General features: G+C 68.8%; 11 protein-coding genes and 1 pseudogene. 9 read left to right on the forward strand and 3 right to left on the reverse strand.

The features are described 5' to 3' along the window. The first annotated feature begins 674 nt into the window (after positions 1–674). The 7 genes from OG520_RS39620 (at position 675) to OG520_RS39650 (ending at position 8,996) form a co-directional block, all read left to right on the forward strand. Positions 675–1,400 carry a DEAD/DEAH box helicase family protein gene (locus OG520_RS39620; protein WP_331747551.1) on the forward strand — a complete coding sequence of 242 codons (726 nt, stop codon included), beginning with the start codon at positions 675–677 and terminating at the stop codon, positions 1,398–1,400. 16 nt (positions 1,401–1,416) lie between these two features. Continuing rightward, positions 1,417–2,448: a helicase-related protein gene (locus OG520_RS39625; RefSeq protein ID WP_331747552.1), complete on the forward strand. Its 1,032-nt coding sequence runs from the start codon at positions 1,417–1,419 to the stop codon at positions 2,446–2,448. Then, positions 2,409–3,251 (forward strand): helicase associated domain-containing protein, encoded by an 843-nt coding sequence (locus tag OG520_RS39630; RefSeq protein ID WP_331737066.1) that lies wholly within the window; start codon positions 2,409–2,411, stop codon positions 3,249–3,251. The genes OG520_RS39625 and OG520_RS39630 overlap by 40 nt, the downstream gene beginning before the upstream one ends. Before the next feature lie 98 nt (positions 3,252–3,349). After that, positions 3,350–4,651, forward strand: a complete 1,302-nt coding sequence (locus OG520_RS39635; RefSeq protein ID WP_331747553.1) for a DNA-binding protein — start codon at positions 3,350–3,352, stop codon at positions 4,649–4,651. A 115-nt stretch (positions 4,652–4,766) separates the two neighbouring features. Next, entirely contained in the window at positions 4,767–5,858 is a 1,092-nt protein-coding gene (locus OG520_RS39640; RefSeq protein ID WP_331737070.1) for a TnsA-like heteromeric transposase endonuclease subunit, read from the forward strand. Next, complete coding sequence (locus OG520_RS39645) at positions 5,758–7,881, forward strand: Mu transposase C-terminal domain-containing protein (protein WP_331747554.1); 2,124 nt, start codon at positions 5,758–5,760, stop codon at positions 7,879–7,881. Before OG520_RS39640 ends, OG520_RS39645 begins: the two co-directional genes overlap by 101 nt. A gap of 122 nt (positions 7,882–8,003) precedes the next feature. Next, positions 8,004–8,996, forward strand: coding sequence for a TniB family NTP-binding protein (locus OG520_RS39650; protein ID WP_317862449.1), 993 nt, complete (start codon positions 8,004–8,006; stop codon positions 8,994–8,996). A gap of 156 nt (positions 8,997–9,152) precedes the next feature. Here OG520_RS39650 and OG520_RS39655 read toward each other — a convergent pair whose 3' ends face one another. After that, complete coding sequence (locus OG520_RS39655) at positions 9,153–9,371, reverse strand: hypothetical protein (RefSeq protein WP_406011678.1); 219 nt, start codon at positions 9,369–9,371, stop codon at positions 9,153–9,155. Between the two features lie 93 nt (positions 9,372–9,464). Continuing rightward, positions 9,465–9,593 (reverse strand): hypothetical protein, encoded by a 129-nt coding sequence (locus OG520_RS39660; RefSeq protein ID WP_331747555.1) that lies wholly within the window; start codon positions 9,591–9,593, stop codon positions 9,465–9,467. A 5-nt stretch (positions 9,594–9,598) separates the two neighbouring features. On the opposite strand from OG520_RS39660, the gene OG520_RS39665 reads away from it, so the two are divergent. Both OG520_RS39665 and OG520_RS39670 read left to right on the forward strand, forming a co-directional pair. Further along, positions 9,599–10,198 (forward strand): DinB family protein, encoded by a 600-nt coding sequence (locus OG520_RS39665; protein ID WP_331747556.1) that lies wholly within the window; start codon positions 9,599–9,601, stop codon positions 10,196–10,198. 24 nt (positions 10,199–10,222) lie between these two features. Beyond that, positions 10,223–11,515 (forward strand): IS256 family transposase, encoded by a 1,293-nt coding sequence (locus OG520_RS39670; RefSeq protein ID WP_331747558.1) that lies wholly within the window; start codon positions 10,223–10,225, stop codon positions 11,513–11,515. Positions 11,516–11,957: 442 nt separating this feature from the next. Here the strand turns inward: OG520_RS39670 and OG520_RS39675 are convergent. Further along, positions 11,958–12,437: pseudogene (locus tag OG520_RS39675) on the reverse strand (DNA-binding response regulator); the annotation flags it as partial. Positions 12,438–12,474: the final 37 nt, after the last annotated feature.

Below are 12,474 nucleotides of genomic sequence, written 5' to 3' on the forward strand. Positions count from 1 at the left end.
CGAACGCGACGCGGTGCCGCTACGCGGCACTTCCCCGAATTGCTTCGCAATTCGGGTTGCTGGGCCACTCCGTGGCCCAGGGTCAGGGTCGGCGCTCCGCGCTGACCCTGACGATCCGCCAAGGCGGATCACTACCAGCCGCTCCGCGCCTGGTAGTTGGGCCGCTACGCGGGCAGCGGGCTACGGGAGGTTGGCCGAGGGTTGGGTGAGGTGACGAGCCATCAAGCTGCGGGGGCGGATTCTGTCGAGGTTCGCACCTGATCGTATCGAGTGCGAACACTTCCGGTCATCCTCCCACGAACTGCATGCGTCATAGTTCTGAGTCAGCTACCTTGTTCCTAGAGGACAGACACCCACCAGCACTGGAGAGTCCGAGGAAATGACACTCTGGCTGCGTCCATAAATCCTGTTGAGGATGCGTCAAATTCACGGCCTGGATGGTTTGTCCGCCCGGGGGCGGATGCCTCCGCGGCACTGGAAGCTGAGAAATAGTGTCGCTCTTTCTTTCGTGTCCGTTTCTGATTGAGGAGAAGAGAATGTCTCGGGTGAGTTTCTACGGAAGCGGATACTGCGAAGAGTGTGACTCGACGTGGGAATTCGGTCCGGTAGAGGACGGAACGCTCCTGGAGTCTGACCACGAGTGCGAATCCGAGCGGGACGGCGAGTAACGGGGAATGGTGACAGACCAGGGCCTGAGGGCGCACCAGATCGAGGCGGTCGACGCCGTGCTCCGTCATCTCCAGTTCCCGGCCGGCGTCGCGGTGCCGGAGGAGGGGCTGCGGTGCCAGGTGATCGCGGCGACCGCGTCAGGGAAGACGAGGATCGCGGCGGTGGCCGCTCAACGACTGCGTGCCCGGCGGGTGTTGGTGCTGGTACCGACGGTGGATCTGCTGGCGCAGATGGCCGCGGAGTGGCGTCGGGCAGGGCGTGCGGGGGCGATGGTCGGTGCGTGCGAGTCACGGGTTTCGGCGTCCAGCGGGATGCCCTGCACCACGGACGCGGCGGAGCTCCTGTCCTGGGTGGGGGACGAGGATGTGGTGACGGTGTTCTCGACGTACGCCACTGCCTCCACGGCGGTGCAGGGGGCGCACCGGCTCGGGCTGGACGCCTTCGACCTGATGGTCGTGGATGAGGCGCACCGCACCTCGGGGGATGCGGCGAAGGCGTGGGCGGCCGTGCACGACCAGGTGAAGATGCCGGCCGTCCGGCGGCTGTACATGACGGCGACGGCGAGGATCTGGGAGTCCGCCGAGGATGCCCGCCGGGGCGGCCGGGAGGCTCCGCGGCTGATCGCGAGCATGGACCCCGAGTCGCCCGTGTTCGGGCCTGTGGCCTGGAAGCTGACGCTCTCCCAGGCTATTCCGGGGGCTGGTTGCCCCCTATCAGGTTATTTGCGTTGATATTTCCGATCCGGACTTGTATGCCGCGCAGGCGGGTGGCGACCGGGGCTCGGACCTGGTGCGCGGGGCGCGGCTCGCGGCGCTCCAGGCGGGGCTGCTGACGGCGGCTGCGGACGAGAACCTGCGGAAGTGCCTCACCTTCCACTCCCGGATCGCGGAGGCCGAAGCGATGGCCGAAGGCCTGCCCGCCGTCGCGAAGCGGCTGTATGCCGAGGATCCGAAGCACTACCACCCGGCGGAGCGGGTGGGGGCGTCCTGGCTTCATGGAGACCACAGGGCCGGCTACCGAAAGGCAATGCTGGAGGAGTTCGCGTCGAACGTGGTCAAGGTGCCCGACGGGAAGGGTGGCACGGTCTCCTGTCCGGCCATGTTCAAAATGATCGCGTCGGTTCGCGTCCTGGGGGAAGGAGTCGACACGAAGAACTGTGACTCTGTTGCCTTTTGTGACGCGCGCGGGTCAATGGTCGATATTGTGCAAATGGTCGGGCGGGCTCTCCGAATGCAGCCTGGCGAGGGAAAAATCGCCAGCCTGGTCGTCCCTGTTTTCCTTGCTCCTGGTGAAAGTCCGGACGAAATGATGACCTCCAGGGGGTACGAAACCCTCGCGAAGGTCCTCGGGGCGCTGCGTGCTCACGACACGGACGTGATCGAGGCGCTCGCCGACTCCCGTCCCCGTACAGGGCGTTGGAAGCCCGACGGGGCCGAGGGCGTCGACGGGGCGGAGGGCCGGGAGCGGACGGGCGAGGCGAAGGGTCCGAGCGCGCCCGCGCAGGGGCTGCTGAGGTTCTCCACTCCGCGGGATCCGGCGGAGGTGGCGCGGTTCGTCGCGCTGCGCGTGCTGCACCCCGAGACGGACTACTGGCGCAGCGGGATCGCGGCTGCGGCGCGGTACGTGCGCGAGGTGGCGAAGGACGGGGTGCTGAAGGTTGCGTACGACTACGTGACGCCGGTGGATGAGGGTGGGAGTCTGCGGGGTTCCCGCTGGGGACATGGCTGCGGAACCAGCGCATGGACTACCGGGCCGGAACACTTGCCCCGGAGCGCGTGAAGGCGTTGGAGGAGCTCGGGGTGGTCTGGTCCCACCGCGATCACGCCTTCGAGGAGGGGCTTGCCGCTGCCCGGCGCTGGGCCTCCGAGCACGGCCATTTCCTGCCGCCGGCCCATGCTGTGTGGGACGGGTATCCGGTCGGGACCTGGGCGAAGAATCTCCGCACGGCCGCGAGGCTCGCGGATGCGCGCGCGGAGCAGTTGGAGGCCGGACTGCCCGACGATGCTTTCGCGGGTGGCCTGTCGCAGGAGCGGCGGGAAGCACTGGACGAGATTGACCCGGGGTGGTCACCGGTCTGGGACGCGGGGTGGCAGCGCTGCCTGCGGCTCGTGCAGAACCATCTCGCCCAGGGCGGCAGCGTGCCTTGGGAGGCTGGGGAGGTCGTGGTCCAGGGCGAGGACTTGGGGCGGTGGGTTAAGGGATGCCGGTTGGGATGGGACGCCCTGCAACCGGCACAGCAATGGCTTCTGGAGAACGCCCTCGGGCTCGGACCCGCCGGTGAGGACGAGCGCCCGGTGCAACGCACCCAGGACGACAAGTGGATGCTCAACCTGGCGGCCGCGCGGCAGTTCCACGCCCGCGAGGGGCACCTGCGCGTACCCCGCAAGCACGAGGAGCAGCTGGTTTCCGATGGCGGCGGGTTCGGTGCGCAGGTGGGCGCTGGCGGGGTCGTGGTGGTCAAGCTCGGCACGTGGATTGACAACGTCCGCAAACGCGCTGGGAAGCTTCCCGAGCAGCGGCGGGCGGAACTCGACCAGCTCGGCATGCAGTGGGCGGCGGGCACGGCGGGGCGGTCGCGGTGAACGCCGGGGTGTTACGGCTGCCTCCTCTCGCCGGGGAGACGACGTTCTCCTTTCTGTGCCGTATCGCTGCTTGCTACGGAATGGAGGAGCAGACGTTCATGGCGCGCTGGCAGGCGGTGAACCACCGGCCCCGTCATGAGGGTGGGGCCGTGCGTGCGGATGGGGAAGTGCTGCTGGACGCGGCAGCCCGAAGGACGCTGGGCGCTGTGTGCGGGGTCGGGGAGCTGTCGCTGGGGCGGGCGTTGCCGTCGTGGGGGCGGGAGGATCCCAAGCTCGACGGACCGGAGGGCGGCCGGGGGCGGGTGGTGTGGAGGGTCGGGGGCGTGGTGGCGGGGCCGGTGGCGTTCGGGTGCCGGCTGTGCACGGCACGGCGTACGGGCGAACCGGCCCGGGTGATGCGGTACGCGCCACGGTGGGAGCGGGTGTGCGTGCGCCATGGTCGGTGGGCTCTGGACGCGGACGCCGACCAGCCCCGCGAGTACCTCGATCTGCGGGGTCTTCCGGAGGTGGTCGCGGCGCAGCGGCGGTGGGCTGGTGTGGTGCGTCGTGCGGTGCGGGCCGGTGTGGACCCGGGTGAGGTGTTCGGGCTGGCTTATGCGGTGGTGGCGCGGTGGTGGGAGGGGGCGTACGGGTGGGAGCGGGAGGAGATCTGGCCGCGGCGTCTGCACCTGGTCGCCGGGGGTGATGCGGGGGTTGATCTGGAGTGGTGGCGGGTGGTGGGGCGCGATGCGGTGATCTTCCCGGAGGTGGTGGCGGTCGCGGATGCGCTGCTGGATCCGGTCATGGCGCAGCTTGTGTGGGTGGACAGCGGGGGTGAACGGCCGCGGCCGTTGGGGGCGGACGGGAAGTTCTGCCGCCGTCTCGGTGAGCGGGTGGGGCGGTCTTGGTTGGGGCCGTTGATCGCGGTCGACTACGGGGGTCCGCTGATCGCGTGGATGGGGACGGTTGTCCGCCTGCGTCGTCATCCCGAAGGGCGGCCGGGTCTGTATGCGCGGTTCGGGGAGAACGTGTGGTGGGTGCGGCAGGAGCATCAGCCGTCGACGGTGGCTGCAGGGCTGCGGGTCTTGGCCGGGGAGAAGAAGTTGCCCGGCTCGGGGACGAACTGGCGGGCCGTGGTGCCTGCCGAGCAGCGCTTTTTGATCACCAATCTCCTCGGTGAGGTAGAAGAGCAGCTGCAGCAGTTGCGTGGTGCGCAGGTCGGTACTACCGCCGAGGTGGCCCGGTCCATGCTGGAGGGTTTGAGCCGGGGCACGGATCTGCTCGACCAGGTGCTGGGGCGGGTCATGGTGGCCGCGGTGAACGCTGGGATGAGGGTGGACGAGGTGGCCCGGTGGGCGCGGCTGTCCGAGGAGGAGGCGGTAGAAGTCCTCGGGACGTACCGGGGTGCGGACGGCGAGTAGAGCCGGGGCTGGCCGGGGTGGTCCGGTCGCTGCTTTTAGCGCATGAGGCGGCGGCTTGTGATCAGAACCCGTGAAACGTGTCCGGTGCGGTGGGGGCACCGGTGGGGTGGGGGGGATGAGCGGCAGGAGCGTGGTGGGCGGCCCTGAAAGGGCGGCCGGGCAGCGGGACGTGGTGGTCGGGGCGGGGTTCGAAGCCGTCTTCCTCGATCCGGTGGGGCGGATGGTGCAGCAGCGGTGGGCGGACGCGGCGGTGGCGGTGGCTTTCGAGGAGCTGGATCCGGTGTCGGCGTTCCCTGTCGTGCCGGGCCGCCGGTGGGGGCCGGGCCTGTGGTGGTCGGCCACCACCGGACGGCACGTGGCGTCGGGATCGAACGCGATGCGGGCGCAGCTGATGGTGCTCGACCGCGACCCCATGGTGGTGGGCCTGGCCGGGCGGCCGGTACGGGCGCTGTGGCGTGATGGCCGGGGGCGGGTGCGCTCGTGGGTGCCGCAGCTCTTCGCCCGCTACAAGGACGGCACCGGGATGCTGGCCGACTGCCCCAGCCACACCGAGGCCGGCGGCGAGCGGGCGTTGGAGGCCGCGGAGACGGTCGCGGAGGCGTGTGCGCAGGTAGGGCTCGTCTACCGGCGCCTTGAGCCGCTGGAGAAGACTCTGGTGGCGAACCTGAAGTGGCTGGCCGGCTACCGGCACCCACGCAACCAGGGCCGCCCGGGACTTGCGGCCGACGTGCTGGAGGCGTTCGCGCGGCCGCGGCCGCTGATCGACGGCGTGGAGGCGGTCGGCGACCCGATCGAAGTCCTGCCCGTCGCCTTCCACGCCTTGTGGCACGGGCAGCTGACCGTGGCGCTGGACGTGCCGCTGCACGAACGGGTCCTGGTCCACTCCCCCATGGTCCCTGCGGGTACGGGCGGCCCGGTTGATCAACGGGCCGCCGCCGTGCAAGGTTGCGACGTCGTCCGTGGTCGCGGCGGACATGAGGTGGGTGGCGGAGCAGGGGGCAGGCCGTCAGCGGCGGCACGAACCAATGCGAAGGCGGCGCGGCTGGCGGCAGTGGCCGGGGCGGGGAGGCGGTGTGAGCGGGGTACGGCGTGGTGGGCGGCCGGTCGTGGCCGTCGGTGCCCACGTGCGGTTCCGGGGGGTGCGGTGGCAGGTCGTCGCCCTGGCCGGGCAGGGCTTCCATCTGGTCGGCCAGGACGGGATGGATGAGGTGGTGCTGTCCGGGCATCTGTTCGCCGACCCAGGCTTCGCGGTCCTGGGCGCGGAGGCGGATCAGGCGCAGGCGGTGCCGCGGTGGGGGCTGTTCGAAACGGCGCCGGCCGCGGCGCGGGAGAAGGCGCTGGCCTGGGAGCGGCACATCCGGGAAGTCGAGTGCGGCCTTCCCGGCGGGGTCGGCAGTGGCGGGACGGTACGGGAGCAGTACGACCCGGATCGGTTCACACTGGCCCAGCGGGAGCAGGCCAAAGCGCAGGAGCTGACCGCGCTGAGGTTCGGGCGGGTGTCGCGGGCGACGGTGCAGCGCATGCGGCTCGCCTACCGTAAACAGGGGCTATGGGGGTTGGTCGACCACCGCGCCACCCGCGGCCCGAAGGGCCGTGGCGGTCGGCAGGACGAGCGGGTCGTCACCGCGATCAAGGACGTGCTGCGCGGGCAGCGGGGGCGTTCCAAAGGCACCGTCAAGGCGCTGATGCCGCTGGTCGCACGACTCCTCAAGGACCGGCATGGAGACGCGGTGCCCATGCCCGCGCAGGCCACTTTTTACCGGCTCGTCCATCAGCTCGCCCACCCGGCCGACCACCCCGCGCGGCCGGTCCGAAATCCGCCGATCACGGAAGACGGGCGCGCCATGACCCCGACCGTGGCTCTGCGGCCCGGGGAGCAGGTCCAGATCGACACCACCCGTCTGGATGTCCTCGCGCTGTTCAACGACGGGACGCTGGGGCGGCCCGAGCTCACGATCGCCGTCGATGTGGCCACGCGGGCGATCCTGGCGGCGGTGCTGTGTCCGGGCGGGACGCAGGCCGTGGACGCGGCGCTGCTGCTCGCGGAGATGGCTGTACCGCGCCCGGCGAGGCCCGCGTGGCCCGACGCCCTGCGCTTCACCCACGCCAGGCTGCTTGCGGGCGATCGGCTGCTGTCGCTGGACGAGCGGCTTCAAGGGGCGGCCGCCCGGCCGGTCGTGATGCCGGAGACGATCGTTGTGGACCGCGGGAAAGTGTTCCTGTCGCAGGTGTTCACCGCCGCCTGTGAGACGCTCGGGATCAGCGTGCAGGTGGCGCCGCCGTTCGCGCCGACCGCCAAGAGCATCGTGGAGCGCACCTTCGGGTCGATCAACTCCCTGTTCTGCCAGCATCTGCCCGGCTACACCGGTTCCGACGTCACCCGCCGCGGCAGAGACATCGAACGCGAGGCGTGCTACACCGTCGCCCAGTTGCAGGACCTCCTCGACGAATGGCTCGTGCACTGGCACCACCGCCCGCACGAAGGACTGCGCCACCCCGTACTGCCCCGGGCGGCGCTGACGCCGAACCAGATGTGGGCGGCGCTCGTCGCGGTCGCCGGGTACGTGCCGGTCCCTTTGAGCGGCAGTGATTATCTGGAGTTGCTGCCGGTGCGGTGGCAGGCCATCACCGAGCGCGGCATCCGTATCCATCACCGCACCTACGACTGTGATCTGCTGGGCCCCTACCGGGGCCAGGAGTCCGAAGTAGCGGCCCGCGGCGGGAAATGGGAAGTCCGCATCAACCCGCACGATGTCCGCCAGATCTGGGTACGGCTCCCCGACGGGCAACTCGCCGAGATCCCGTGGATTCACCGCGACCACGCCCACCACCCGTTCAACGACCGCACCTGGCGGTACGTCCGCACCACCGTCACCCGCCACCTGGACCCTGACCGGTACGAGGCCGGCCTCGCCGACGCCCTCGACCAGCTCCTGCGCCGTGCCCGTACCGGGCATGCCACCCCCGCCGAACAGCACCTGATCACCCGCACCGCCCCTGTGCGGATGCCTATGCCCGCACAGCGGGCCTCAGACGGCCCGCAGCACCCGGACCAGGCTGCCGATGAGACGGTTTCCGGAACAGACGACGACAGCCTCGACGCTCTCGACGACACGCCGGATGAGCCGTCGCCCCCGGACCAGGACACCGGTGAGGACGACGGCTCACCGGACGTGCCGTATACCGGGTACGGGCTGTACGACGCCCGCGCGGAGGCCCTGAAATGGTGAACACCAAGGCATCCACGGCCAGGGGCAGTCGCCCTGTCGGCACCCGCGACGAACACGTGGGCAGCGGGCCCGGGCAGGGGGCTGCGGGTGCTGTCCCCGAAACGGGTAGCGCCGGCAGGCCGGTGACCACGTGGCAGGGCTGGCAGCACTTCGCCACCACACCACCGCCCGTGCCTCCCGGGCCCGGTGCCCCGCCACGCAGCACGGAAGAACGCCTGGCCTACCACTCCGCGTTCGTCACCCTCCGCACCCCGGTCATCGACACCCTCGCCACCAGCGTCCGCACCCTGATGATCCTCGGCCGCCACCAGACCGTGACTGCTCGTCCTTCTCTGATCGTCACCGGGCCCGCGGCGGCCGGGAAAACCACCGCGCTCCTCCACGTCGGACGCACCTGCCACCTCGCCCACACCCACCGCAACCCGCCATCACCCGGCCTCCAGCATCCGCACGTACCGGTCGCGTACGTCCTCGTCCCGCCCGGTGCCACCGCGAAAACCCTCGCCACCGAATTCGCCCGCTACCTCGGCATCCCCGTCACCACCCGCATGACCCAGGCCCAGATCACCGACGCGGTCTGCCACACCTACCAGCAGGCCGGTGTCCGTCTCGTCCTGATCGACGAGATCCACCGCCTCAACCCCCGCACCACCACCGGCGCCCAGAGTGCCGACCTCCTCAAAGACCTCACCGAACGCATCGGTGCGACGTTCGTGTACGCGGGCATCGACGTCACCACGACCGCGTTGTTCAGCGGTGTGCGTGGCGCGCAGCTCGCCGGGAGGGCCTCACTCATCGAGTGCGGGCCGCTGCCCGCCCGGCACGGGACACACGAGCCGTTCAAAGAACTCATCACCGGCCTCGAGAAGGCTCTGAACCTCCAGCAGCATCGGCCCGGAACCCTCCCCCGTCATGCCGCATATCTCCACCAGCGGACCGCGGGCCGGATCGGGAGCCTGACCCGGCTGATCCGCCAAGCCGCGATCACCGCGATCTGTGACGGCACCGAAAAAATCACCAAAACCTTGCTCGACGGGATCCAGCTCGACCACCTCGCCGAAACCCACCACCGCCCCACCCCGACACCAACCCGGCCCCGTACACGACGGTCCTGACCCCCCGCCACCCCACTGACCAGCAAGAACACAGTCAATGCCTTTAGACCCAGGAACATATCCGCGACATCCCGCGCTCTGTCTCAACGAAACTGCAACAGCCCCAGGTCAGACCCCCATCCCACACCCTCAAAACCACCCCGAAACCGTTCTCAATCAATCATCAACACCCCAGCTCACAAACCACACACCACCGCAACTAACCACCCCCAGCGTTAGGTGGTGTTTGTGCAACCGCTTCTTCATCGCGTCGAACCAGTCGATCCACTCGCGTGGACTATCTGGCTCGTATTCCGCGCCGACGATGAGCGCCTGACCACAGAGCGGACAGAGTCCTTTCTGACGGGCTGCCAGAGTAAGGCTGATTCTGTCCATCGGTGGGGGTGTGCGCGTCTTGCGGCGTTGGCCCCAGTAGTCGCCGAGCGCGGGATCGTCAAGTGAGGACTTTCTCCTGACTAAGAGGTTGTCTCACGTGGCAAGTTTCGCGAGCTTCTTGTAGCAGGTCAGGGCCGCGGCCATGGCCACTCCTCGGCTCTGCCAGTCGTTGCGGACCACGTACGGGATCTTGAGACCACGAGCAACCCATGGAAGGTTCATGCCGCATGATCGATAAATTCGCGAAGGACAACCTGCACGGGAGACTGCGGCGGGACCGCAAGGCGCTGCTCTGGAAGCTCGACGGCTTGTCCGAATACGACGCCCGCCGACCTTTGACAGCGACCGGGACCAACCTCCTCGGCCTGGTCAAACACGTGGCCACCGTCGAGGCCAGGTACTTCGGCGAGGTCTTCGACCGCCCTTCCCCGGAGCCGCTGCCCCGGTGGCAGGACTACAACGGCAGCGATCAGTGGGCGACCGAGGACGAGACCCGCGATCAGATCATCGGGTTCTACCGGCGCACGTGGGAACACTCGGACGCGACGATCAACGAGCTTCCCCTCGACGCCCCCGGCCACGTGCCGTGGTGGCCGGAGCCTCATCCCAACACGAACCTGTTCGCCATCATGGTCCATGTCCTCGGCGAGTCCAACCGGCATGCCGGGCACGCCGATATCCTGCGCGAGGGCCTCGACGGCCGGACCGGGGTGCGCCCCGAACACGAGAAGCAGATCGACGAGGAAGCCCGTGCAGCCTACTGCGCGAAGATCGAGCAGGCCGCCAGGTCGGCCGCACCAATCGGGACTGTAAAACGTTCGGTGTAACTCCCGATCATGGAAGATGCATCGATGACCAGCAATAACGTGACCGAGGCCGAGTCCGTCGAGCCGTCTGAGACGGTGCCGGCGAAGTCTGTGGACGACCGGCTGATCGATGAATTGGTGGGACGGGCTCAGGCCGAGGGCCTTCAGCTGACCGGCGAGGGCGGGCTGCTCCAGCAGCTGACCAAGCGGCTCCTGGAGTCCGCTCTCGAGGGCGAGATCACCGACCACCTCGGCTATGACAAGCATGATCCGGCCGGGAAGAACGGCGGTAACTCACGCAACGGCACCCGGGCCAAGACCGTGCTGACCGATGTCGGCCCGGTCGAGATAGTCGTGCCCCGAGACCGGGAAGGCAGCTTCGAGCCGAAGATTGTCAAGAAGCGGCAGAAGCGTCTGTCCGGCGTGGACGAGATGGTCATCTCGCTCGCGGCCAAGGGCCTGACGACCGGTGAGGTTCAGGCCCACCTGGCCGAGGTCTATGGCGCCGACGTATCGCGCCAGACGATCTCCACGATCACCGACAAGGTCCTCGAGAGCATGGCAGAGTGGCAGAACCGGCCCCTCGACGCCGTCTATCCCGTGATCTTCATCGACGCCATCCACGTGAAGATCCGCGACGGCGCGGTCGCCAACCGGCCCATTTACGTGGCCCTGGCGGTCACGACCGAAGGCCGGCGGGACATCCTCGGCCTGTGGGCCGGCGACGGCGGCGAGGGCGCCAAACACTGGATGCACATCCTCACCGAGATCAAGAACCGCGGCGTGAACGACGTCCTCATGCTCGTCTGCGACGGGCTCAAGGGCCTGCCCGACGCCGTTGAGAACGTCTGGCCCCGCACGGTCGTGCAGACCTGTGTGGTCCACCTGCTGCGGAACTCCTTCCGCTATGCCGCCCGCCAGGACTGGGACAAGATCGCCAAACTCCTCAAGCCCGTCTACACCGCGGCGACTGAGGAGGCCGCCCTCGAGCGGTTCGCCGAGTTCGCCGACGCCTGGGGCCGGAAGTATCCGGCGATCGTGCGGCTCTGGGAGAACGCGTGGGAAGAGTTCACCCCGTTCCTCCGCTTCGACACCGAGATCCGCCGCATCGTGTGCACGACGAACGCGATCGAGTCCGTGAACGCCAGGATCCGCCGGGCGGTCAAGGCCCGCGGCCACTTCCCCAACGAGCAGGCCGCGTTGAAGTGCGTCTACATGGCGATCATGTCCCTGGACCCCACCGGCAAGGGCCAGGCCCGCTGGACCATGCGCTGGAAGACCGCACTCAACGCCTTCGACATCACCTTCGACGGCCGCCTCTCCGCAGCCCGTCAGTAACTCCAACAACCTGAGTTACACCGTTCCTTTGACAGACCCGTACTAGGACGCGTCTGGGATGCGTTTTGGTCCGGTGGGATCTCGAACCCACTGGAGGTGACAGGGGCCTTGACCCCGAATCCTGAACACGGTTTAGGATTCGGGGTCAAGGCCCCGCCTCGATCCACGCCGCCAGTAGGCGTCCTCCGGGTCGATACCCCGCAGCCGCATGAGCTGCGCCGCCAGCACGGCCGGGTCGCGTTCCTCGCTGAACCGCAGCACCCCGGCCGCCGCCCCGATCGGCTGCCTTTTCTGCGGCTGCGACTGAGCATCCAGGCCCGGGCCTGTCCGTTGAGATCCACCCTCAGTGGGCTGTGCATCAACGTCATCGGCCGTCGTAGTACGAGTACCACTCACCTCCGACGATCTTGCAGCCCGGTTCGACAGTGACGGAGTGGTGTGGTCAGGTTCCCAGGTCGGCGTCTCGTGCCAGCAGTGCGGCCTGCACTCGGTTCTCGCAGTCCAGCTTGGTCAGGATCCGGCTCACGTACGATTTGACCGTGGCCTCGCTCATATGGATCCGCTGACCAGCGTCCGCGTTGGACAGGCCCTCACCCAGCAGTGCCAGGACCTCCAGCTCGCGGTTGGTCAGCGCGTCCAGCCGGCAGCGGGCCTGCTCAGCACGGTGGGCGCTCTGGCTGGACGCCAACGAGTCCACGACACGGCGGGTGGCACCCGGCGACAGGTACGCGTCTCCGGCCGCGGCAGCCCGGACCGCGCGCATGAGTTCCGCGGGCGCCGAGTCCTTGAGCAGAAAGCCCACGCTGCCCCCAGTCAGTGCGCGCAGTACGTTTCGCTGTTCCCCGAAGGTTGTCAGGATCAGCACCCGCGTGTCAGGCACGGTCCGGTGCAGCTCGGCCAGGGCCGTCAGTCCGTCCATGACTGAGGTTCCCCCGAGATGCGGGGATGGGTGACAGAGG

This window comes from Streptomyces sp. NBC_00984, from assembly GCF_045162475.1.
GTDB lineage: Bacteria > Actinomycetota > Actinomycetes > Streptomycetales > Streptomycetaceae > Streptomyces.